The organism is Pseudomonas sp. AS2.8 (assembly GCF_014190935.1).
In the GTDB taxonomy this organism is placed as follows: Bacteria; Pseudomonadota; Gammaproteobacteria; order Pseudomonadales; family Pseudomonadaceae; genus Chryseomonas.
The window spans coordinates 164,663-187,174 of the sequence record NZ_JACHVV010000003.1 but is presented as its reverse complement, the minus strand read 5'-3'; the positions used below and the strand labels follow the sequence as shown (position 1 = coordinate 187,174).

General features: G+C 63.7%; 15 protein-coding genes. 1 reads left to right on the top strand and 14 read right to left on the bottom strand.

The window, feature by feature from the left end; all coding sequences use genetic code 11:
• Positions 1 to 17: 17 nt before the first annotated feature.
• The 13 genes from FHR73_RS13255 to FHR73_RS13195 form a co-directional block, all read right to left on the bottom strand.
• On the bottom strand, positions 18 to 3,614 hold the full coding sequence (locus FHR73_RS13255) for a tetratricopeptide repeat protein (RefSeq protein WP_183631850.1): 3,597 nt from the start codon (positions 3,612 to 3,614) through the stop codon (positions 18 to 20).
• On the bottom strand, positions 3,595 to 6,351 hold the full coding sequence (locus FHR73_RS13250) for a bifunctional glycoside hydrolase 114/ polysaccharide deacetylase family protein (RefSeq protein ID WP_260175722.1): 2,757 nt from the start codon (positions 6,349 to 6,351) through the stop codon (positions 3,595 to 3,597). The genes FHR73_RS13255 and FHR73_RS13250 overlap by 20 nt, the downstream gene beginning before the upstream one ends.
• 329 nt (positions 6,352 to 6,680) lie before the next feature.
• Positions 6,681 to 7,793: a polysaccharide biosynthesis/export family protein gene (locus FHR73_RS13245; RefSeq protein WP_183631847.1), complete on the bottom strand. Its 1,113-nt coding sequence runs from the start codon at positions 7,791 to 7,793 to the stop codon at positions 6,681 to 6,683.
• A gap of 284 nt (positions 7,794 to 8,077) precedes the next feature.
• Positions 8,078 to 9,112 carry a glycoside hydrolase family 5 protein gene (locus FHR73_RS13240; RefSeq protein WP_183631845.1) on the bottom strand — a complete coding sequence of 345 codons (1,035 nt, stop codon included), beginning with the start codon at positions 9,110 to 9,112 and terminating at the stop codon, positions 8,078 to 8,080.
• A 59-nt stretch (positions 9,113 to 9,171) separates the two neighbouring features.
• Positions 9,172 to 10,443, bottom strand: a complete 1,272-nt coding sequence (locus FHR73_RS13235; protein ID WP_260175701.1) for a flippase — start codon at positions 10,441 to 10,443, stop codon at positions 9,172 to 9,174.
• A 55-nt stretch (positions 10,444 to 10,498) separates the two neighbouring features.
• Positions 10,499 to 11,776 carry a hypothetical protein gene (locus FHR73_RS13230; protein WP_183631843.1) on the bottom strand — a complete coding sequence of 426 codons (1,278 nt, stop codon included), beginning with the start codon at positions 11,774 to 11,776 and terminating at the stop codon, positions 10,499 to 10,501.
• Between the two features lie 84 nt (positions 11,777 to 11,860).
• Complete coding sequence (locus FHR73_RS13225; RefSeq protein WP_183631840.1) at positions 11,861 to 12,601, bottom strand: WecB/TagA/CpsF family glycosyltransferase; 741 nt, start codon at positions 12,599 to 12,601, stop codon at positions 11,861 to 11,863.
• On the bottom strand, positions 12,594 to 13,469 hold the full coding sequence (locus tag FHR73_RS13220; protein WP_183631838.1) for a glycosyltransferase family 2 protein: 876 nt from the start codon (positions 13,467 to 13,469) through the stop codon (positions 12,594 to 12,596). The genes FHR73_RS13225 and FHR73_RS13220 overlap by 8 nt, the downstream gene beginning before the upstream one ends.
• A gap of 200 nt (positions 13,470 to 13,669) precedes the next feature.
• Positions 13,670 to 15,886, bottom strand: a complete 2,217-nt coding sequence (locus tag FHR73_RS13215) for a polysaccharide biosynthesis tyrosine autokinase (protein ID WP_183631835.1) — start codon at positions 15,884 to 15,886, stop codon at positions 13,670 to 13,672.
• A gap of 15 nt (positions 15,887 to 15,901) precedes the next feature.
• Positions 15,902 to 16,342 carry a low molecular weight protein-tyrosine-phosphatase gene (locus FHR73_RS13210; protein WP_133860422.1) on the bottom strand — a complete coding sequence of 147 codons (441 nt, stop codon included), beginning with the start codon at positions 16,340 to 16,342 and terminating at the stop codon, positions 15,902 to 15,904.
• 154 nt (positions 16,343 to 16,496) lie between these two features.
• Positions 16,497 to 17,906 carry an undecaprenyl-phosphate glucose phosphotransferase gene (locus tag FHR73_RS13205; RefSeq protein ID WP_183631833.1) on the bottom strand — a complete coding sequence of 470 codons (1,410 nt, stop codon included), beginning with the start codon at positions 17,904 to 17,906 and terminating at the stop codon, positions 16,497 to 16,499.
• A gap of 470 nt (positions 17,907 to 18,376) precedes the next feature.
• Complete coding sequence (locus tag FHR73_RS13200) at positions 18,377 to 18,589, bottom strand: hypothetical protein (RefSeq protein ID WP_133860424.1); 213 nt, start codon at positions 18,587 to 18,589, stop codon at positions 18,377 to 18,379.
• Between the two features lie 138 nt (positions 18,590 to 18,727).
• The gene (locus FHR73_RS13195; RefSeq protein WP_183631831.1) at positions 18,728 to 19,936 is read right to left on the bottom strand and encodes a methyltransferase; all 1,209 of its coding nucleotides are present in this window, start codon (positions 19,934 to 19,936) and stop codon (positions 18,728 to 18,730) included.
• 288 nt (positions 19,937 to 20,224) lie between these two features.
• Between FHR73_RS13195 and FHR73_RS13190 the strand changes: the two genes are divergently transcribed.
• Positions 20,225 to 21,088: an oxaloacetate decarboxylase gene (locus FHR73_RS13190; protein WP_183631830.1), complete on the top strand. Its 864-nt coding sequence runs from the start codon at positions 20,225 to 20,227 to the stop codon at positions 21,086 to 21,088.
• Positions 21,089 to 21,091: 3 nt separating this feature from the next.
• Here FHR73_RS13190 and FHR73_RS13185 read toward each other — a convergent pair whose 3' ends face one another.
• The gene (locus FHR73_RS13185; protein WP_183631828.1) at positions 21,092 to 22,291 is read right to left on the bottom strand and encodes a glycosyltransferase family 4 protein; all 1,200 of its coding nucleotides are present in this window, start codon (positions 22,289 to 22,291) and stop codon (positions 21,092 to 21,094) included.
• Between the last annotated feature and the right edge of the window lie 221 nt (positions 22,292 to 22,512).

Genomic DNA, 22,512 nt, shown 5'->3' with positions numbered 1-22,512 from the left:
CTCTCCCTTGAAGCGGCCTAGCGACCGATTCGATTGCTGTATTGAATGCCCAGGGTGCTGCCGGCCTGACCGCCGCTGCCCTGGGGCGCGGACTGGTAGCCGGCGGTGAACGCCAGTTCGTCGTCGCCGAGCACTACCATGCCCAGGCCGACATTCAAACCGTAGTTGAATTCGCGCTCGGTCCACTGCCAGCCGACCAGGGTGTCCACCAGCCAGCTGTACTGCGGATGGGTGCGGTTGAGCGAACCGGGAATGCCGCGGCGCCAGCTGCTGCCGACATAGAGCTGGCCATAGCGATCCTGCAGGAGCTGGGTGCCGCCCAGGGCCTCCAGGTCGGCCGCGGTGACCTCGCCGTTCTCGCCACTGCCGGCCAGCGGCTGCAGGTAGCGGGTGACGCTGGCGGGGAGGGTGCTGCGCGCACTGTTCTGCTGGTAGGTGATGCCGCTGCGCACCTGCCAGGTGGGACCTTCGAAGAAGATCATGTGGCTCAGCTCCAGGTTGAAGGCGAAGCCGCTGCCCAGAGTATCGCCGTCCCGGCTGGAATAGCGATTGTGCGCCGCCCGCCAGCTCAGCTGGTCGCGTGGCGTGAGGTTGTGGCGACCCGCCAGGCTGACGCTGTCACGCCGGCCCAGGGCGCGCAGATAGCCGCTCTCGTCGGGTTGCCGGTGCCAGTCCAGGGCCGCTTCGATCTCGGTGTTGCCGTCGATACGCCAGGTGCGGGCGACGCCCAGGCCGAGGCGATTGCTGTCCGAACGCTGGCTGGCGTCGACGGTGGTTTCCAGACCGCCGTCGGCCAGATTCTTCAGCACCTTGAGCAGCATCTGGTGTTCGTTGCCCAGGGCATCGGACTTAAGGCCACTGCTCTCCACGCGATTCTGCTTGAGCTGGACATCGGCGTAGACGTCATCGCTGAGTCGCCGGGCGGCGCGCACCTCGGTGCCCTGTTCGATAAGGCCGCCATAGTCGCGGCGCTCCCAGCCGGCCTGGACGCCGTTGGGCGTGCGCTCGGCCTGTTCGGTGGCCTGGCGCAGCAGCTGCCGCTGGATGACCTCCGGCGGCTCGTCGCCGGCCGCCGTCAGGGCCGCGGCCTGGGCGTCGCCGGCATGGCCGAGGCGCTGCAGCACCTCGACGCGCTGCGCCGGATCCAGGTCGCCGGCCGCCAGCAGCTTCTCCAGTTCGCCGCGATTCTGCTTGCGCAGGACCTCCTGCAACTGCTCGTACTGGCGCACCTTCAGGCCACGACCCTTGGCCCAGGCCAGCCATTCGCTCTTGAGGCCGTCGTCGTTGTTCTGGCTGAGGGCGTCTAGCCACTGGTCGAACCAGAGTTGCAGCATGCTCGGCGAGCCATCCTGCCAGGCGCGCGCCTGGGCCAGCGCCGCCTGGGGGCCGCGCAGGCTGGAAAGCAGGCGCAGGTAGGTGGCATAGCGCTCGGGGGTGGCCGGCACCTCGTCGTTGGCCAGGTGCGGCGTGACCGCCTTGCGCAGCCGCAGCGCCGCGTCCTGGTGACCGGCGGCGTCCAGGGCATCGGCGTAGGCGGCCTGCACCAGCCAGTCCTGGGGATGGGCGTCCAGGTAGCGGCGATACCAGCCGAGCGCTTCTTCCGCCTGACCCAGCAGCACCAGGCCACTGCCGAACGGCAGCCAGAGCACGTCGCTGTCCCGGGCCCGGCCCTTCCAGTCGCGCAACAGGGTGGCCAGTTCGGTCTGGCGATTCTGGTCGATGAGCAGCCACAGCAGCCGTTCGCGGAATCTGTCGTCGTCCGGGAAGCGCCGCAGCGCCTGGCGATAGCCTTCTTCGGCCTGGGCGACGCGGCCACGCTGGAAGTCCAGACCCGAGCGCGCCAGCCAGACGGCGGGATTGTCGGCCGAGGCCGGCTCGCGCGCGGCACTGGCCAGCAGCCGCTCCAGCGCCGCCGTGTCCTTGAGTTGCTCGGCCCATTGCAGGGCGTCGGTCAGGCGCCTCTGGCTCTTGCTCTTTTCCCAGCTCTTTTCCAGCAAGGCCAGGGCCTTGCGCGGCGCCGTGCGCAGATAGATCGCCAGCAGCCGGTCCTCGTCGTTGGCGGCCAGGCCCTTGTCGCTGGCGGCCAGGCGTTCGAAGGCCAGCTGGGCCTCGCCGTCGCGCTCCAGTTCCCAGGCCAGTTCCGCCCGCAGGCGCCAGTAGTCGACGCCCTGCTGCTGCTTGGCCGGCATGCCCTCTAGCACCTTCCAGGCCTCTTCGGGCTTGAACAGCTCCCAGAGGGTGCCGGCCCAGGTCAGATACTCCGCGTTGGTCAGCGGGAATCGCTTGCCGAACGCTGCCCAGCCTTCGGCTTCGGCAGCGCCCTGCTCGGTACGGGCCAGCAGCTGCTGCAGCCGCTCCCAGGCCAGGCGCTGCTTGGGCTGACGCCTGATGTAGTCCCGCAGCCAGCGCTCCTCGGCGGCGGGATCGCCCAGGGACTCGTAGGCGAAGATCAGCGCATCCAGTTCGGTCTTGTCCAGCGGGCGCTGCCGCGACGCCTCGGCCAGCAACTCGACCACGGCATCGAAGCGAAACGCCCGGGCGGCCAGCTTCCAGGCGTGGTCGCGGCGGGCCGGATCGTCCTGGCGTGCCAGCAGGCGCAACCAGAGGTCGAGGGCTTCGTCCATATGCCCGGTCCATTCGCCCAGCTGGGCCAGTTCCGCGAGCAATTTTTCATCGTCCGGACGCAGGGCCAGCAGCTGATGACCCTCTTCCCAGGCGCGTTCGGTGTCGCCTCGGCCCAGGGCCAGCCGGTAGGCGGCCTCCAGGGCGGCCGGGTCGTCCGGTTGCCACTCGCGCCAGCGATCGATCAGGCGCTGGGCCAGATCCAGGCGCCCGCTGCCCTGGGCGGCGGCCACCCCGGCCTGCAGCCAGGCCAGACCGCTGGCATCGGCTTGCAGACGCGGCAGTTCCTGTTCCAGCAGGGCGGCGGCTTCGGCACCCTGGCCGGCGGCGAGCCAGGCATCGAAGGCCTGATGCCGGTAGCCCTGGCGCTGTTCGGCCGAGTCGGCGAGATCGGCCAGGCGCAGATAGAGGCGCGCGGCCTCCTGCTGACGGCCACCGGCCAGGCTCCAGCGCGCCGCCTGTTCCAACCACTGCTGGCGCCGGGGCGGATCGCGGCGGGCCAGTTCGACATAACGCTGCGCCGCCGTGGCCGGATCCGCCAGTTGCAGGGCGCGCTCGGCCACCCGTTGCAGCTGGGGCGTGCTCAGGGTCGCCACGTCCAGGGCGCTCAGCCGTTGCGCCAGGCGGTCGCGATCGGCGTCGGCCAGGCCTTGCGGCTGGGCTTCCGCCTGCAGGATGTCCAGTTCCAGGGCATAGAAGGGCGTCGATGCCAGGGGCTCGGGCAGCAGTTGCAACTGACGCCGCGCCTCGTCGATGCGCCCCAGGGCGATCAGCTGGTCGATCAGCTTCATGCGCAGCCCGGTATCGTCCGGCGTCGCCTTGAGCAGCACCTGGGCGTAGCTGATGGAGACCTGATCGGCCGGCTCTTCGCCGGGCAGGAAGACCTGCTTGCCGTGAAAGGTCAGCACCAGCACCAGCGCGGTGAGGAGCGCGACCCCCAGCAGTGTCCAACCGCTCAGGAGCCGGGTTTTCTTAGCCGCAGACGATCTCACCGTCACTCACTCGTGTTAGCGGAAGTTTGAACGTCAGCAGTCCGGCCTGGCCTGATTGGCCCTTGTAGCGCTCGCGACCGACCCGCACCTCGCAGGCCGAGGGCGCGCGCAAGGTCATCTCCAGCGGAAATTGCCCGGCGAAGGCGAAGCGGATACGCGTCGGCGACAGGTAGTCCCATTGCTGCAGCGGGATGTTGGCCTCTTCGAGGGCGGGGGTGGGATCGCGGCTGTCGCGCAGGACCAGCCGCGCCTGATCGCCGGCCAGGTGGACATAGCGTCCCTGCGGCAGGTCGCGGACCCCGGCGATGCCCTTCGAGCGCTGCAGATCCGGCCAGCCCAGGCGCGGATCCAGGCGCAGGGTACGCAGACCGGCGAGGGCCTTGATCGACCAGCTGCCGTCGTCTTCCCGGGCCAGACTGGCGGTATAGAAGCCCCGCAGGCGACCCAGGTAGTCGCTCATCCACAGCGACAGCGGATGCTCGGCGGCCATGCCCTGGTAGATCTCTTCCATGACCTTGAGCGAGGCCTGCTTGGTGCCCGAGTAGAAGTGGTAGTAGAGATTCAGCCCGCGCAGCCGCCGGGGATGCTCGGTGCGCTCGAAGGTATAGAGCAGATCGCGAAAGCCGTAATAGGGACCGCGCCAGAGATTGGTGTAGACGTTCTCATTGATGATGGGCGCATAGAACTGCAGACCGCCCGGGGTGGGGCGGATGAAGGGATAGAGACCACTCACCGAGGGCTGCGACCGGGTGATGTGCGAGTTGCCACCGTTCACGTTGAGCAGGCCGTTGTCGTAGGCGAGCTTGAGGGTGGCCGCGTCGGGCTGGGCATCACCGGACCAGAAGACCATCTTCACCGGCTTCTGCGGGGTGGTCAGGCGCTCGTTGATATAGCGCGTCGAGCCCACGATCTCCCGGGTGAAATCCACCTTGTCGTAGCCGGGAATCTGCATCATGTACCCGTACTGGGCTTCGAAGTTCTCGCTCTGCTCGGAGACCGCCGGTTGCCAGAAGAACGGATGGCTGAAGGTATGGGTGGCGACCTCGACCTTGGGATCGGCGAACAGGCGGCGGGCGATGGGCTCCAGTTGCGCGGTCAGCTCCGGATAGCGGCCCTTGGGGCCGACCTCGCCTTCGATGATCGAGGCCGAGGTCAGAAAGGGGTGCGGCTGGATGAACTGCTCCAGCACCACCTGGCCGGAAAAGGGCGCGCCCGGAATCTCCGCCTTGGAGGCGAAGGCGTCGCCGTCGATGTGCACGGTGGCGATGCGCCGGCCGTTCTCCGTGGTCGGATCGGGCACCGGCATGGGCGGCAGTTGCAGGGTCTTCGCCGTGAAGAGGAAGGGGTCGATGATCCAGCGACTGGCTTCGGGACCGTCTTCCATGACATAGGGGCCGAAGGCGAAGCCGCCCCAGGAGGCCACGCCCATGGGTACGAAGGTCCCGCCCGGACCGCTCAGGCTGACCACCGGGGTCGGCCCACCCGGCAGCGTCTGCACGGCGGGCAGGTCACGCGTCCGCAACTTCACCGGTGCCTCGAAGTTGCCGGCGAGGGCAGGGTCCAGCACCTTGAGGGTCAGGTTGTCGGGCAGCGGCTTGCGACTGACGCCCAGACCCAGCCGCTTGAGCAGGGCCTCGTTGTCCAGCGGCAGCCCGCCGAGGATCAGCAGCGGCGTCCTTTCATCCAGGCGCTGGCCGATCCAGTCGCCGAATTCCCGCGAATGGGGTGGCGGACCGCTGGTCATCCACACCACGACCCCGGCGTAGAGCGCACCAGGCCAGGCCGTGGGCAGCGGCTTGGAGGCATCGAAATAGTCCAGGCGATAGCCCTGGTACTCCAGGGCGCTGCCCAGGAAGCGGTGCACCGCCGACTGGCGCAGGGCGCCTTCGCGGCCATCGTAGAGCAGCGCCAGCCGTCGCGGCTGCAGGGCTACCGAGCTGATGCCCAGGGTGTTGAGGTCGGGGGTGGTGATATAGGGTACATAGCCTTCGTCGCGCAACCGCTTGGCCAGGCGCCGGGCTTCGTCGCGCTGCTCCGGCGGCAGGTACTCGATGGCGACGACCGGGAGGCCGGCACTGCGCGCCGCCTCGATCCGCGGCTTCAGCCATTCGCGGTCCTGCTCGCTGACCGGGCGATAGGTCTTCTTGCCGGCATCCCAGCCCGCGTAGAGGGATTCGACCGCCATGGCGGCGGCGACACCGGGCAATTCGGGTTGCACCTCGAAGCCGCGATTGAAGAACAGCTTGAGCGACGGCTGACGGCGGTGCAGGTCGGCCAGCAGGCTCTTGAGCGCCAGGCGCTGGCTTTCCCGCTGGTCTCCGGCCACCAGCTGGAAACTGTCGAGGGTATCGAGGAACAGCCCGGTGTAACCGGCCTGGGCCAGCTGGGCAGCGCGTTCGAGCAGATGGGCACGCCAGACCGGCGACGCCAGGTTCATCACCTGACTGCCCCAGGCCTTGTTGGCCACCGGGCTGGCACCCGCGCCGAGGCCGGCCTTTTCCAGGGCCGCCGCGTCTCCGGCGAATTCGCCAATGGACAGATAGGCGAAGGGCTGGGCACCGGCCTCGTGCAGGGCGCGGACATCGGCGGCGCTGGCATGGCCGGGTTCGAGCACCACCCAGTCGAACTGGGCGAGTTCGGCTACCGGCGGTTTTTCCGCGTACCAGAATGCCACGCTGGCGGGCGCCGCCAGGGCCGTCCCCAGGAGGGACAGGTAGCCCAGTAGCCCTACTGTCAGCTTGCGCCACCAACCGAAGCGGGACCTTGCTCTAATTGCCTTGCCTGACGCCACACCCAGTCCTTAAACGTGCCCAACTTCGGTATCAGGTTAGCTACATTACGCAAAAGCGTGACGAAAAACTGCCTGCGCCAAGCCGAGCGGCAGTAATTAAGGTGCTAACAGGTATCGAAATAACTAACGGTTCACGGCCAAGGCCGTCTAGGCAGCGGATTTCAAGCGTTTTGAGGGAGGAGGTGAAGCGGGGAAGGCAGGCGGGGGATGTGGCGATACGTCAGAGGAATTGCCGTCATGCACGGCGGTAACCGGCATGACGGCAACAGGCGGCCTTACTTGAAGCTGCTGTTCAGGCTGGCGCTGGAGGACAGGATGTTGGTGGAACCCAGCAGTTGGCTGACGAAACGGTTCCAGCGGGTGATACCGGCCGGGCCAACGAAGACCACGTCCTGCGGCTGCAGATGGAAGTTCTGCGCCAGCACATAGGCGGTGGGGTTCTTGGCCGCCAGGTGGAAGACCTGGGCAGTGGCGCCCGGAGCCTTCAGGTCTTCCGGACCACGGATGACGTAGACGGCATCGGCGTTGGCGGTTTCCTGCTGGATGCCGCCGGCCTGGCTCAGGGCTTCCATCAGGTTCAGGTTGGTGATCTTGTAGCTGACCGCTGCCGGGGAGCGGACTTCACCGACCACGTAGACCTTGCGGGCATCGTTGTAGGGCAGGTGGAGGCTGTCACCGTCCTTCAGGTAGATGCCGTACAGCTTGGAATCCTTGCGGTTCAGGCTGTCGGTATCCAGGCGGTATTCCTTGCCGTCGCGGACCAGGGTCACGCCAGTCAGGTCGGCGCCACCGCCGTTGGCCACGCCGGCCTGACCCAGGGCTTCCACCAGGGTGATGGGCTTGGTGGTCAGGGGAATGGCGTCGCCCTTGTTCACGGCACCGGAGATGGTGACCTTCTGGCTGCCGAACTTCAGCACGCTGACGTCGACCTGGGGATTGTCGATGAAGGTGGCCAGACGGCGGGAGATATCGGTGCGGATCTCTTCCAGGGTCTTGCCGGCGGCGCGCACGGTGCCGACGTAGGGGTAGAACAGGGTGCCATCCGGACGTACCAGGCGACCGTTGGCTTCCAGCTGCTGCTGGGCGCCGGACGGAGCGGTCAGTTCGGGGTGATCCCAGACGGTGATGTAGAGCAGGTCGCTCGCACCGACGCGGTAAGCCTGCGGCTTGTAGTCCAGCAGGGGCTTGAGGTCGGGAGCCTTGGACAGGGCCGCGGAATCCTGGCTCATCAGCAGCGAGCTGGTGATCGGGATCAGCTGGACCTTGGTGCCCTGGATGCTCGGATCGCTCTTCAGGTCGTCCTGGTCCAGGTACTGACCCGGGGAATAGGCGCAACCCTGCAGGACGATGCCGGACAGCAAGGCCAGAGCGGTAAATTTGGTTTTCATGTCATTCGTCCTTGATTGCTGATTGAGTGTAAGCAAGAGGAATAAATCGGAAGGTAGAAGCAACGAGCCGGTTATTCATGGTGTTCCTTCGCAAGACGCGGCGAGCCTCGACGGTGGACCGGGTTCCCATGACCCGTCTGTCCAGCGTGCGAGAGAACTCGAGGTCTCAGCTTTTAGTTGTATGAGCACCTGAGTCTGCTGGTCTAGGACTGGCCTTTAGCCATCGAGTTCAGCGCCTCGGGAGCGGAAAAAGGTGACGCCGTTCGAAATCTGTCACATCTCCGCTAACGAGGTCCTATGACTTGGCAGTCATGCTTGCTCAGGTGTTTTTGCAGCAGGGCCGTCTGCGGCTTTTCCGCGCCGTTCTTCGGTTCGATGGACAGAGGATAGTCGCCCCAGCCCGGACCGGCCGCCCAATAGGCGCTGGGTACGCACTGCTCGCCCAGATAGCTCAGCAGATTGTCCATGGCTTCCAGCCACTGTGGGTGTGCAGGTATCCCATATTCGCCAACGAAGCCACGCAAATTGTGCTTTTTCAGCCACTCGATGAAGGGGCGGGTTCTTTCCACGCCGATCATGGGGTGGACGCCCTTCATGCCCGAGGCGTAATTGCCGCTGGAATCGTCGTCGAAATAGATGTGGGCTTCGTAGATCAGGTTGTCCGCCGGATCCTTGATCAGCAGGTCGCCATTCACCTGGGGCCAGCGCTGGGCACTGGACCAGCTGTCGCCGGCGATGAAGATCGGCGTCTTCATGTCGACGCTGCGGATGCTGTCCACGGCCGTCTGCGCCGCCCGCGGCCAGAGGCCCTGGGTGTCGTGGGGCTCGTTCATGACATCGTAGCCGTACAGCGCCGGATGCTTCTGGAAGGTCAGGGCCAGGCGTTTCCAGGCATCGGCGTAGCTGGCGTAGGGCACTTGGTACGAGCCGATCAGCTGACCGCGATAGCGCGCGTAGTTGTGCATGTCCAGGATCACGCGGATGCCGTACTTGTCGGCGAAATCCAGGGTCCGCTGCAGCAGCGCCACCTGGGCCTGGTCAAGTTCACCGCCGAGCTGGGGCTGCACCCGCTCCCAGAGGAAGGGGAAGCGGATGAAGCGGATGCCCTTGTCCGCATAGCGGCGGAAGTAGTCTTCGGTGGGGTAGAAGTAGTTGGTGCCTTCCACGCCGGGCAGGACCTGGCCGGCGAAGCCGGCGGCCGACATGTTGATGCCGATGAGGTCCACCTTGGCTGTCGCCGACTCGGGCTGAGCCTGGCCATAAAGCGCCGCGGACAACAAGACGGTGGCCAGCAGGCCACCACCGATACGACGTTTCACTCGTGACACGGACAGCACCTCTCGTGTGTTGCGTAAGTTCGTCTGGACAGGGCTCCCTATCAGGAGCTCTGCTGATAGACCGGCGTGGGTTGCAGCGGCGGCGTGCGCCGGGCGAAGTATTCCAGCGCCAGGTAGTCCACGGTCACCCGGATGGTCCAGGCGATGGCGGCGCCCATGATGGAGAAATGCTGGATGCAGACCACCAGCAGACCCAGGTAGGGCAGCAGTTCGGCGAGATGGATCATCGCGGTGGTCCGCGAATGGCCGCGGGCCTGGATCTTGGCGAAGGGAATCTGCGCCAGGGCGTTGAAGATGAAGCCTACCACCAGGATGCGCAGGATCTGCGCGGCATCGCCGCCGTACTCCGGGCCCATCCACACGGTCATGATCCAGGGCGCCAGCGCCAGGATCGGCAGCACCATCGCCAGGCTGATCAGCAACAGGCCCCAGAAGGCCTTGTTGGCTTGGCGCGCGGCGTCCTCGCCGCTCTTGCTCAGCAGCGGGAACACCACCCGGGCCACGGCATTGGGGATGATCAGCATCCGCGAGACCGCCTCGGCCGGGGCGGTGTAGAAGGATACGCGGCTGGCACCGACCATGTGCGACAGCACGAAGCGGTCGAAATAGACCATCAGCGGACTGATGATGTTGCTCACCGTCATCCAGCTGCCGAATTTCAGCAGCTCCTTGAACACCTCGACCTTGAAGGTGCGGATGCCTTCCGGGAAATCCTTGTGCAGCGGCCAGTAGGCCAGCGCCATGGAGACCACCCGGGCCAGCACCAGGCCGATCACGGTGGCGGAAAAGCTCGGTTCGATCAGCACCGCGATCAGCGGCGCGATCGCCAGCAGACTGTTGGAGAAGGTCCGCAGGATGTTGAATTCGCCGAAGCGCTCGTTGCCTTCGAGGTAGGCGAACCAGACCGTCGCCAGCAGGAAGGGCGGGACGCACAGGCTCAGCCAGCGAAAGCCGGCCACGGCATTGTCGAAATGCTCGGGCGAGACGTGCAGCAGGCTCACCACCTTGCCCGCGCCGAACCACAGCAGCAGCGTCGCCAGCAGACTCAGGCCGATGACGGCGCCGGTGGCCGTGCCCATCACCAGCCGGTTGAGCCCCTTGTCGCCGTGGTGCATGGCGACGGCGCGGATCACCGCGCGCGACAGGCCGGCATCGAACAGGGTGGCGTAGCCGACAATGGCGAAGGCCAGGGTGAACAGGCCGAATTGCTCGACACCGAGCAGGCGCGACAGCACGCCCATGGTGGGCAGCGCGATGGCACTGGGAATGACGACACCCAGGATGTTCCAGGTGCTGTTTTTGATCATCGACATCGTGGGGGTGAAAACTCCTTGGGGCCGCCCGGCGGACGCCGGGCGGCACGAGGGATCAGACCGGGCGAGCCAGCTGGCTGCTCGGGCGCGGGTAGGGACTGCTGACGTAGGTCTCCTGGGCGGACGCGGAGCTGTAGTGGTGCAGCGTGCGCAGCGCCTGGATCACCAGCAGGTAGCAGATGGTGGCCTGGAGGTACTCGAAGAAGCCGGCCAGCGGCCAGATCACCAGCTGGGCCAGGGTGGCGGTCACCACGAAACCGGTATCGGGGTGCAGCATCTTCGCCCAGCGATAGTAGAGGAACAGCGACACCGGGATGATGATGAAGGCCAGGAAGCCGAAGCGGAACAGCGTGCCGAACACCCCGACGTCGGAGAGGAAGAAGTACTCGCCGAAATAGGGGATGAAGCCGTTGTTCCACATCAGCGACAGCGAGCCGCTCGGCAACCAGTGGTTCTGGCTGAGGTGCGAGAAGATGAAGCCGAGGGTCTGCTCGCGCACGCCGTCGGTAGGACCGTCCTGCACCGACTGGGCATAGAAGTCCAGATTCAGCCCCAGCACCTTCATCAGGTCGGGGAAGATGAAGAAGGGCGACAGCAGCAGCCCCGCCACGCAGATCCAGACGATCGACTTGCTCTTCAGGCAGAACACGGTGAAGCACAGCGCCAGCACGATCAGCTGACGGGTCTGGGTACCGAACACCAGGGTCAGCAGGAAGAACATGGCCAGCACGATGTGGACGGTCTTGCTGCGCGCCGAGCCATCGATCGGCGAGATGCCCTTGTTCCAGGTCTGGATGCAGTAGAAGTAGGCCAGGCACAGCGCCGGCGCACCGATGGAAGAACGGTCCGGGCGGTCGAAGGAGGACTGCTTGTCACGCAGGTCCGGCAGCACGCCGAACTTGAACATCCAGGCCATGACGGCGGCCAGCAGCGCCGTGATCAGCAGGGCCTTCTCGAATTGCGAGGCGGTCATGTTGCGACCGAGGAACATCAGGGTGGCGAAGCCGAAGCAGAACAGGATCCGCCGCTCCTCGATCAGGCCATAGACCAGCGGCTGACCGTAGAACAGGAAGGAAAAGACCGCCGGCAAGCCAATGAAGACCACCGACGAATAGACGGCGTAGGTCATCAGGATTTTGAATTCGCGCTGCTGGGTGCCAATGCTGGTCAGCAGGTAGAAGAAGGTGAAGGCCATGCAGATGGCCAGATACAGCTCGTTCAGATAGAGGATGCCGACCGGGTTGTGCGGGCTTTCGCCGAACACGTCCAGGTGCAGGATCAGCAACGGGATCAGGAGAACGAAGGAAACGGTACTTTTACGGAGAATGCTCATAGACCTACCCATCCAGACGGGACCACCGGACTGCTTGTCCGGTGGTCATCTTCCTTGCGGCTGAGAACGCTGCGGGGCAGCCACTCAGGTGCGTCGACTGCTGCGTTCCTTGAGATAGATGGGCAGGATGCTCAGCGCATCGTGCACGTAACGCTTGGCCAGCCGCTTGGGCTCCGAGCACAGCCGGTGCAGCCATTCCAACCTGGCTTTCTGCATCCAGCGCGGTGCACGCTTGACGGTGCCCACGGCGAACAGGATGGAGGCGCCGATGCACAGGCCGACGCCGGTACGCTTGCTGCTGTCGATCTGCCGCGCGAGCTTTTCCTGACGCGGCGCCCCTACGGCGTAGAGGATGAATTCCGACGGATTCTGCATCACGAAGTCGACGCATTTCTGCGTCTCCAGCGGATCGTTGATAAAGCCCATCGGCGGGTTGTAGTGCGCCAGCTGGATGTGCGGATACATCCGGCGCAGCTTGCCGACGTCAGTCTCGCTGGAACCGATCAGCACCACCGACAGGCGCTCGTCGTTGGCCTTGCGCAGGATGCTCAGGGTCAGATCGCTGCCGGTGATGACCTCGGGCACGGCGACGCCGAGCGACTTGAGGATCGGCATCAGGATCCGGCTGTCGCAGATGCGCTTGCCGGCGCGCTGATAGGACTCGCGCAGGTCGGCATTGCTCTGCAGCTGCACGACATGGTCGATGTTCGGCGTGACGATGTAGCTGTAGGGCCGATGGATGTCCTGGCTGATCGAGCTCAGCAACTCGTCCTTGGTACCGGTGAAGAAGTCGATACCAAAGGCTTGGGTGCGTAGGTTAGACATGCATCGTCGCTCCCTTGAAGGCGCCCTTGACGCCGGACCAGGCCAGTTTCGGATTCTTGAATTCCTTGAGCACGGTGATGCCGGACAGCAGCACGGCGGAGACCAGTGCGTAGGGGGTACCGTGGAACTTGCGATTGAAACGGGTCGCCGCGCGGTTGCGGAAGTAGTGATAGAAGGCGCTGCGTCCACCCGAGCTCATGGAGCCGTAATGATAGAGCTGGCTCTCGCGCGAAACCTTAAGGGCGACGCCCTTGCGCTTGGCCTGGTGCTGCCAGTCCACCTCTTCGGAATACATGAAGTAGGCTTCGTCCATGAAGCCGATCTCGGTCAGCAGGCTGGCGCAGAAGGCCATGCTGCAGCCCATGATGTAGTCGGGTTCACGGTCAAGTTTGGAGATCTCGCTGACCTCGATGTCCTTGCCCAGCAGCTTGGACTTGCCCAGCAGCGGATAGAGGATGCCGCCGCCATAGCACTCCAGGCGACCGGTCTGGGAGCTCAGGATCACCGAGCCGACGATGGTCTTGGGGGCGCGCTGCAGTTCGGCCAGCAGCGGCGCGAAGGCATCGTCCTTGACGTAGGCGTCGTTGTTGACGACCCAGAAATGCTTGACCGCCAGATTGTCCAGCGCCCAGCGCATGCCGTAGTTGTTGCCACCGGCATAGCCGTCGTTGCGCGGACTGGCGAGCACGGTGACCTGGCTCAGGCCGTTTTCGGCCTGCCAGCGTTGCAGGACGTCGATGGAACCGTCCTGGGAATCATTGTCCACCACCACCGTGTGATCGATGGACGGGCAGTGCTTGAGGATGCTCTCCACACAACTGATGGTTTCGTTGGGGGCCTTGTAGTTGAGCACCATGACTACGTTCATTGGCGTGTTCCTATTCTTCAGAATCATCAATCCGGTACAGCGTCGAGATCCAAGGCTGCCAAGCGTGGCCGGGTTCAGAGCGAACCCTTCGAAATCGCTGTGTGAGGTAGTTTCTTGTTCGACGCGCCTGTACGAATACTGCCGCGATCCCTGAAGGGATTGGCCGGACGGCGTTCAAGCCGTCCAGCCGGGGGAGTGCCTCAGCTCTTGGCGTCCTGCTCGTACGAGTAGTGGTAGTTGCCATAGGAGCCGTAGTTACTGGCCTTGCGTTCGACGGCGTTGAAGATCACGCCCTTGAGCGGAATGCCATTGAGGTCGAAGCGGCGCTTGGTCGCCTCAAGCTCCTTGACACTGTTCACGCCGAAACGTGCGACGATCAGGCTGGTACCGGCGTGGCTGCCGATGATGCCGGCCTCGGTCACCGCCAGGATCGGCGGGGTGTCGATGATCACGATGTCGTACAGCTCGCTGAATTTCTTCAGCACGGTGGTGAATCTCAGGCTCATCAGCAGTTCCGACGGATTCGGCGGGAACTGGCCGCAGGAGACGAAATCCAGGCTGCCGACTTCGGTCTTCTTGATGGCGTCGTTCAGGGCGATGCGGCCACTCAGCAGATCGGACAGACCGTCCTGCTGCTTGGTGTTCATCAGCTTGTGCAGATAGCCCTTGCGCATGTCGCCGTCGATCAGCAGGACACGTTGACCGGATTCGGCGATCACCGCGGCCAGGTTCGAGGACACGAATGACTTGCCGACGCCCGGGCTGGGACCGGAGATCATCAGGATGTTGTTCTTGGCCTCGATCATGGCGAAGTGCAGGCTGGTACGCAGGCTGCGCAGCGCCTCGGTGCTCAGATCGGTCGGATGGGTGATGGCGGTCAGCGAGGATTCGCCCGGCTGCTTGGTGCCCAGTACCTTGGTGGTGTCCGCCTGGTTCTTGCTGTAGGGGATCGAGGCATAGACCGGCAGACCGATCTGCTCGATGGCTTCCGGGGTCTCGACGCCGCGACGCAGGGTGTGGCGGGTGTAGACGATGGCCAGGCCGACGATGGCGCCGAGGATGATGGCGACGGCGATGATCAGCGGCTTGTTGGGGGCGGACGGATCGTCGACGTTGGCGTTGGCGTTGTCGATGATGCGGACGCTACCCACGGTACCGGCGCGAATGACTTCCAGTTCCTGGGCCTTGTTCAGCATCAGTGCATAGGTCTGGCCGGTCACTTCGATGTCGCGGTTCAGACGCAGCAGTTCCTGCTGGGTTTCCGGCAGCACTTCGACGCGCTTCTGCAGCTTGGCGCGCTCGGCCTGGAGTTGGCCCAGCTGGCTCATCAGCGCCTGGTAGGCCGGGTGCTGGCGAGTGAACTTGCGATCCATCTCGGTGCGCTTCAGGTTCAGCTCGGAGATCTGGTTGTCCAGGGCAACGGTCTGTTCCAGGACACCCTTGGTCTCGCTGTCGATATCAACCGACTTCTTGTTGGTCTGGTAGTAGTTCAGCGCGGACTGGGCCTTTTCCAGGTCGGATTTCACGACCGGGATCTGGGCACGCAGGAATTCCAGGCTCTGGGTGGACTCGGCGGCGTTGCGATCGATGTTCTGCTGAACATAGATGTCCGCGACTTCCTGGACGATGGCCTGGGCCTTCAGCGGATCCGCGTCTTGCAGACCGACACCGATGATGCCCGACATCTTGCCGCGTTCACCGGCGACGATGCGACCCTGGTATTCCTGGATGGTCTTGGAGAAACGCTTCTTCATGATGGTGAATTCGGTGCCGGGGCGAGCCTGCAGCGTAGTCACCTTGATCTGGTAACCGGCATTGCTCACCGGCTGGCCGAGGCCACCGTGCAGGACCACTTCGTCGTCGGCGTTGAAGACGGTGAAGTTCTGGTTGTCCTCGACCTTCAGCTTCATCGGCTTGTCGAGATTGCTGTCCGGTACTTCCAGCTGGTCGATGACCAGCTTCTCGCCGCCCCAGGCAAAGCTGTTCAGGCCGAGCAGGGGAGAGGCGACGTCGGTTTCATTCTGCGGCTCGAAACGGCGCGCGACGAAGTTGCCGATCAGCGGGAAATAGCGCGGCTTGACCTCGATATCCAGCTTGAGGTTCTCGATCGCCTTGCCGATCACGGAGCGCGACTTGAGCAGCTCGATCTCGGTCACCGCCTCGGGCATGGGCGGCGGCATGCCGCTGGACTGGTCGGTCAGTCGGGTAACGCCCTTCTTCTCCATTTCGATCTGGATCATGGCGTTGGACGAATACATCGGCGTGGCAAGGATGGCATAGCCAATGCCGAGCGCAGCGAAAATGCCGATTACCGACAGGAGTTGCCATTTGTAATCGATCAACATACCGAAGAGTGCGGAGAAGTTGATATCCGACTCATTCTTAACTTCGGGAGTAAAGCGAGGCATCGTGGTCATGAAATTCCTTCTTCCCTATTTGATGTATGGAAGCCAACTGTCTACACAGCGCGTCAAAAGTATTTGGACATTTTGAAACATCTCTTTAGAAAGGCGATAAGGGTCTGGTACTTCTTGATTGCTCAACCATTTCCCGATCAGAAAAACCTTACCCCTGACTTCAGGAGCAATACTTTCGACGGAGCGTGAGTGAAACTCTTCCATGGTCAAAATCAAATCCGCCTTGCGCAGCATCTCTGCATCCGCCTGGCGAGCTTTGTGGGTCGTGAAATCGATGCCGTTCTCCCGTAGTAGTACCTCCTGAGCGGTCTTCTCGATGCCATGGCCGACCAGCGCCCTGATGCCGGCCGAGCCGACCTGGACGTCACGGCCTTCCAGGGCCTTGGCCAGTAGTGCTTCTGCGACCGGGCTACGGCAGATGTTCCCTTCGCATACAACCAATATCGACTTGATCATTCTTCAAAACCTTCCTGTTGTCCGGACAACAGGTATCGACGGCAGATAGCCCAGCAATCCCCTCGGGAGTTGCTCGCTGCCGATGTAATTAGAGTCAGGAGTCCAGGCTCCAGATCGTCGTGCTGAGCAGTGGGGCCAGCGGCCCCGGCCAGACTCAGTATGCGTTCTTATTGATGAAGCCTTTGAACAGCGTGAGGAAGATGATCTTGACGTCCCACCAGAAGGACCAGTGGTGGATGTAGTCCAGATCGAACTCGACGCGTTTCTGCATCTTGTCCAGGGTGTCGGTCTCGCCGCGCCAGCCGTTGACCTGAGCCCAACCGGTAATGCCGGGCTTCATCTTGTGGCGGAGCATGTAGCCCTGCACCAGCTTGCGGTACTGCTCGTTGTGAGCGACGGCGTGGGGGCGGGGACCGACGATGGACATTTCGCCGCGGAGTACATTAATGAATTGAGGCAATTCATCGAGAGACGTACGTCGTAAAAATGCACCAAACGGGGTGATGCGGGAGTCATTCTTGGTGGCCTGGGTGACCTTGGCCCCGTTTTCCATGACCTTCATGCTGCGGAATTTCCACACTTCGATCGGCTTGCCGTCCATGCCGTAGCGCTTCTGCTTGAAGAAGATCGGGCCGGGCGAGGTGATCTTGATGCCGATGGCGATGGCCAGCATGGGCAGCGAGATCATGGCGAGGATGATCGAAGACAGCACGATGTCCTCGATACGCTTGACGATATGGCTGGCGCCATCCATCGGGGTATCGAAGATGCTGATGCTGGGCAGGCCGTCCAGGCTTTCGCTGCGGGCGTGCAGCAGGTGGAACATGAAGATGTCCGGAATGATGTACACCGAGGCCGTGGTGTCGCTCAGCTCCTGGACCAGCCAGTTGATCTTGCTCTGATCGGCCATGCCCAGGGTGATGTAGACCTTGTCGACCCGACCGGAGCGGACGTCCTGCATGAGCTGGTCGAGGCCGCCATTCAGTGCCGGGCTGGGCACGCCTTCTTCACCGGTGTCCTGGTTGTCGCTATAGAAGCCGGCGATGCGCAGGCCCATCCAGGGCGCCGTGCTGATGGTGTGCGCCAGGCGCTGGGCGACCATGCCGTTGCCGGCGATGGCGACGTTGCGGGTATTGATGCCGGCCTTGCGCAGGGAATGCATGATCGAGCGCAGCAGCACGCGATAACCGCACAGGGTGCCCAGCGTCAGGCCCAGCCAGCCCTGCATCACGCCAGGCGTCAGATAGGACTGATCGAAGAAGAAGTAGTCCACCATGAACACGGTCGCGAAGGTCAGCACCCAGTAGGTGGCGATCTTGAGCAGTTCATCGGTGATGCGCTCGCCGCGCCAGGAACCATAGACGTGGTTCAGCTCGGTGAGGAAGTGGAAGATCAGCAAGGACAGGAAGATGACGACCCAATGCTCGGGACGCATGCCGGTGTCCGACGCCCAGGTACCTGCCACGTAGGCGCTCAGCGTGATCACGGCGAGATCGAGCAGGCGGTGTGCGAGCGAGATTGCCGAGGAATTCGTATGCAAAATGCCGCGTTCTTTCAAATTCATGGTTCCATCCTTGTGCGTATACCGTGCACGAACTTTCAACTGGGCGAGGCAGCTACCAGCGTATGAAATGTTCACTATGGCGCTCTAGGACCGATGACTGACCACCGATCGCTAAAGGCCATGATGGCTGTAGCGACGTTAGGACTCGGCACTGATTAAGAGGTTCACACGGTAGAAAGGCCGGACGATGCTGTCGAGTTGCCCCAGATCAGGGCAAATAGCACGCCACTCGGGCTGCGGCAGGGGAGGGGAAGTGAAGAAGGGCGGAGTGCGTCACAGCGCGGGCGGACGGCTGGCACACTTCTCTCGCATCAGGGTGCGATGAGTGGCTTGCCTGGGCAGCGGAAGGGGCTAAAACGTTCCGTCGGACTTTAATGCGGGATGCGGGAATTGTGAGCTGCTTCACCAAACAATGAGACAGCCAGACCGGTCAGGTCGGGTGTAGGCCAGTCCCTGGCCTGGAACACGCCTCAATGGCGATGATGGGACTGAAAACTCAGGGGGGAGTTGACGGGGAGACTGGAGATCTTGGAATGCCAGGCCGAATTTCTCGTGTTGTCGTGCGAGAACAGCAGGAAAGACCAGCTGACAAGGAGGGAGGCCACCGCAAGCCAGGGCAGCTGGGCTTGGGCGAAGACGAGGCAACCGGCAACGCCGGTCCAAACGGGCAGGTAGTAGCGCATTTTTGTTATTCCTGCTTTTTTTGCGAGATTGCAACCTAACTATTGTGCAGACTTTGTGAGAAGTCCATCACCAAAAGGTATTTTTTACAATCCTCCGCTCAAATTCCGACAAACGTGCAGGGTAGAGCGGCTGTAGGCCTATGCCGAGTGGCGTTTTTCCGCGGTCAGCAGCAGGTTTCGCGGGGTCAGGCTGGCGGGACAGAAGGTCCCCAACCTCACACTGTAACCTTGCTCCTGTAGGAACAGCGCCTGGTCCAGCACCAGCCAGAGCTCCAGAGGGCGCCGGAACAGACCGGGCAGCAGTTCGAGATTACGAACTTCTGCCAGCCGCTGGAAGCCCTGTTGTTCCCAGAATGGCCAGTCGATCCCCGCGGGCAGTGGCAATCCCTTGCGCAGCGCCAGTTCCGCACCGAAGGCCGAGAAGGGCTGGCGCAGCCAGTGACTGGGCAGCGGCGGCGTACTGAGATAGGCGTCGCACCCGCTGATCTCGCGTTGCAGGAGATCGAAGCCCAGCCGGCGGGCCATGGACAGGTCTCTGTCGCGCCGCACCCGCTGCCCGCCGGTGACGGTTTCACAGAGCGCCAGGCGCAGGGCTTCCCGGTCCAGGCGCAGCGCCGAGGCCTTGGCCGGCACCGACAGCGGGCCATAGGCCGCGGCGGCGATGCGGTCATAGCAGCAGGGCGCCAGGGCCAGCTGCCGACAGCCACGTTCCGCGGTCACCCTGAGCAGCTGGACATGCAGGTCGCCGCAGGCGTGCAGGGCGACGGGTGTGTCGCGACTGCCGAGCGGTTCCCCTGCCAGCGGCTGGAGCACATCGGCCTGATAATGGTGCACCGGGGTTCGAGCCCGGTGGCTGAGCCTTTCGCCTGCCTCGACGAGGGCCGTATCGACCTCCAGGCAGACAGCCGGCGCACCCTGATGGGTCAGGTGCCTGGCGAGGTGGCCCTTGCCCGCGCACCAGTCGACCCAGCGCTGCACGGGTTGCTGGAAATCCAGCGTGCGGGCGAAGGCTTCAATCTGCAGCCATTTGCGTCCGGGCACGTCGACTTCCTGCTTGCCAGGCAGATCGCGGCCGGGTTGCGCCTGGCGTTCGTCGACCCGGCTCAGCGCCAGCGAGGTGGCGGCCAGCGAGCGGAAGGGTTCCGGTGCATCCAGCAGCTGGGGCGTATTATGGGCCGCCTCGGCTTCTTCCAGGCTGCGGGCCCGCAGCCAGCGGGCCAAGTCCGGATGACTCGATTCCCAGGCCAGCTCCCGCTCGACGAAGGGTCTGGGCCGCCACAGGTGCTGATGCCGGGTCAGAAACAGATCCAGGGCGGTGAAGCGGTCTAGGAAGTCGGCGGCGAGCATGATGGCATTGGGCAATGACGGGATTGGCAGGAAGGCAGGGCCTGGCCACTATTGTCACGTCGCCCGGGCATGCTTGGGTATCGAAATTTCCGGCGCCTGGCTGCACCGGCCGATTGCCGCTCGATGAGTTTCGGACCCTGGCTTCCGCTACCTGAAGAGCGCGAGGCCGAGCGGTGACCGTGAGTCAGCTTGATGAATCGATTTATCTCAAAGCCGGACATCTGGTCGTGTCACCACTACTTGTCGCGCTAACATTGTCTGTTCGGTATATCCCAGAAGGAAAATCCTATGAAGCCAACCTCCCCGCACAAGCTGCGTCTAGCGTTCAGATCCCTGCTGAAATCGGACAGCTGCTACCACACGGCGTCCGTCTTCGATCCCATGTCGGCGCGCATCGCCAATGATCTCGGTTTCGAAATGGGCATCCTCGGCGGGTCGGTGGCTTCCCTGCAGGTGCTGGCCGCGCCGGACTTCGCCCTGATCACCCTGAGCGAGTTCGTCGAGCAGGCCACGCGCATCGGCCGGGTCGCCCGGCTGCCCATCATCGCCGACGCCGATCACGGCTACGGCAATGCGCTGAACGTAATGCGCACCATCACCGAGCTCGAACGCGCCGGGGTGGCTGCCCTGACCATCGAGGACACCGTGCTGCCGGCCGGCTATGGCCGCAAGTCCACCGACCTGGTCAGCGTCGAAGAAGGCATCGGCAAGATCAAGGGCGCGCTGGAAGCCCGTATCGACGAGGCCTTGAGCATCTTTGCCCGGACCAATGCCACCGAACTGAGCACCGAGGAAGTCATCTCCCGCACCAAGGCCTACGAGGCCGCGGGTGCGGACGGTATCTGCATGGTCGGCATTCGCGACTTCGCTCACCTGGAAGAGATCACCCAGCACCTGAGCGTGCCGGTGATGCTGGTGACCTACGGCAATCCCCAGTTGCGTGACAACACCCGCCTGGCCAAGGCCGGGGTGCGGGTCGTGGTGAACGGGCATGCCGCCTACTTCGCGGCGATCAAGGCGACCTATGACTGCCTCAGGGAGCAGCGCGACATCACCGCGTCCGACCTGTCCGCGTCGGAACTCTCCACCAAGTACTCGACACTGCAGGAGTATCGAGTCTGGGCGCGGGAATTCATGGACGTGAAGGAATAACCCTCAGGCCGTGCTCAGCGAACTCGGCTGCAGGCCCTTGCTGGGAAAGGGCGTCACGATGTCCAGATCCAGGTCGGCGGGCAGGTGCAGGGCGGCGACCCGGGCTTCGACGAAGGCCCGCATTTCCTGACGGAAGCGCTTGGTGGCGAAGCGCTCGGCATTCTGCCGGCACGCCTGCTGGCTGATCGGCGTTTCCAGGGCCTCGAACTGGCGTACGGCGGCGCATAGCGAGGCAGCGGTCTGCTGCGGATAGAAGACGCCGGTGGGATGGGGCGTATCGAGGCCGCGCACGGTTTCCAGGACGCCACCCCGGCCATAGGCGATGACGGGGGTACCGCAAGCCTGGGCTTCGATGGGGGTGATGCCGAAATCTTCCTCGGCGGCAAAGACGAAGGCCCGCGCTCTGCGCATGTGGTCCAGCAGGCAGTCGAAGTCCTGGTAGCCCAGCATGGTGACGTTGGGGCCGGCGACTTCCTTGGCCTTCTCGAATTCGGGGCCGGCGCCGATCACCACCAGCTTCTTGTCGGGCATCGAGCTGAAGGCTTCGACGATCATCGGCATGCGCTTGTAGGGGACCATGCGCGAGGCCGTGAGATAGAAGTCTTCCTTGCCGCCACTGGGGGTGAAGCGACTGATGTCGACCGGCGGATAGATGACCTTGGCTTCGCGGCGATAGGCCTTGCTGATGCGCCGGGCGATGAAGTGGGAGTTGGCGACGAAGGCGTCCACGCCGGCGGCGGTGCGCTGATCCCAGATGCGCACGTAGTGCAGGATGACCCGCGCCAGCTTGCCCTTGAGGCCGCGGTCGAGACCGGCTTCCTTGAGGTACTGGTGCTGCAGGTCCCAGGCGTAACGGATGGGCGAGTGGACATAGCTGATGTGCAGCTGGTCCGGACCGGTCAGGACGCCCTTGGCCACCGCATGGCTGCTGGAGATGATCAGGTCGTAGCCGGACAGGTCGAGTTGCTCGATGGCGTGCGGCATCAGCGGCAGGTAGGTCTGATAGCGCTTCTTGGCCTGGGGCAGGCGCTGGATGAAGGTGGTGGTCGCCTGCTTGCCCTGCAACTGCGCCCGATCCTCGTCCGAGAGGAAGTCGATCACGCTGAACAGGTCCGCCTCCGGCCAGATGTCGAGCAGTTCGGCAAGCACGCGTTCGGCGCCAGCAAAGGTTACCAACCAATCGTGAACGATGGCGATTTTCATGTCGTCTTCCTTAAGCGTGAAATGAAATCAAGTGCTGGTGCTGATTCATGGAGTGCTGGTCTTTCTGGTCACTGCATATCCCCAGGGCAGCCGGGTTATCTCGATGCTGTCCGAAGGGCTGTCGAGCTCGTGCAACTTGATGGTTGGGCTTTGTGCAAAGACGGTGTCTGTTGCAGGCGTTTCGCAAGCATCGGCGTTAGCCGGACATTCCGCGGTCTCTG

Bases quoted from the DNA above. Each gene is read 5' to 3' on its own strand.
- FHR73_RS13190 (WP_183631830.1), top strand. From the start codon at position 20,225: ATGAAGCCAACCTCCCCGCACAAGCTGCGTCTAGCGTTCAGATCCCTG.
- FHR73_RS13215 (WP_183631835.1), bottom strand. From the start codon at position 15,886: ATGACCACGATGCCTCGCTTTACTCCCGAAGTTAAGAATGAGTCGGAT.
- FHR73_RS13245 (WP_183631847.1), bottom strand. From the start codon at position 7,793: ATGAAAACCAAATTTACCGCTCTGGCCTTGCTGTCCGGCATCGTCCTG.
- FHR73_RS13235 (WP_260175701.1), bottom strand. From the start codon at position 10,443: ATGTCGATGATCAAAAACAGCACCTGGAACATCCTGGGTGTCGTCATT.
- FHR73_RS13185 (WP_183631828.1), bottom strand. From the start codon at position 22,291: ATGAAAATCGCCATCGTTCACGATTGGTTGGTAACCTTTGCTGGCGCC.
- FHR73_RS13225 (WP_183631840.1), bottom strand. From the start codon at position 12,601: ATGTCTAACCTACGCACCCAAGCCTTTGGTATCGACTTCTTCACCGGT.
- FHR73_RS13220 (WP_183631838.1), bottom strand. From the start codon at position 13,469: ATGAACGTAGTCATGGTGCTCAACTACAAGGCCCCCAACGAAACCATC.
- FHR73_RS13195 (WP_183631831.1), bottom strand. From the start codon at position 19,936: ATGCTCGCCGCCGACTTCCTAGACCGCTTCACCGCCCTGGATCTGTTT.
- FHR73_RS13230 (WP_183631843.1), bottom strand. From the start codon at position 11,776: ATGAGCATTCTCCGTAAAAGTACCGTTTCCTTCGTTCTCCTGATCCCG.
- FHR73_RS13210 (WP_133860422.1), bottom strand. From the start codon at position 16,342: ATGATCAAGTCGATATTGGTTGTATGCGAAGGGAACATCTGCCGTAGC.
- FHR73_RS13200 (WP_133860424.1), bottom strand. From the start codon at position 18,589: ATGCGCTACTACCTGCCCGTTTGGACCGGCGTTGCCGGTTGCCTCGTC.
- FHR73_RS13205 (WP_183631833.1), bottom strand. From the start codon at position 17,906: ATGAATTTGAAAGAACGCGGCATTTTGCATACGAATTCCTCGGCAATC.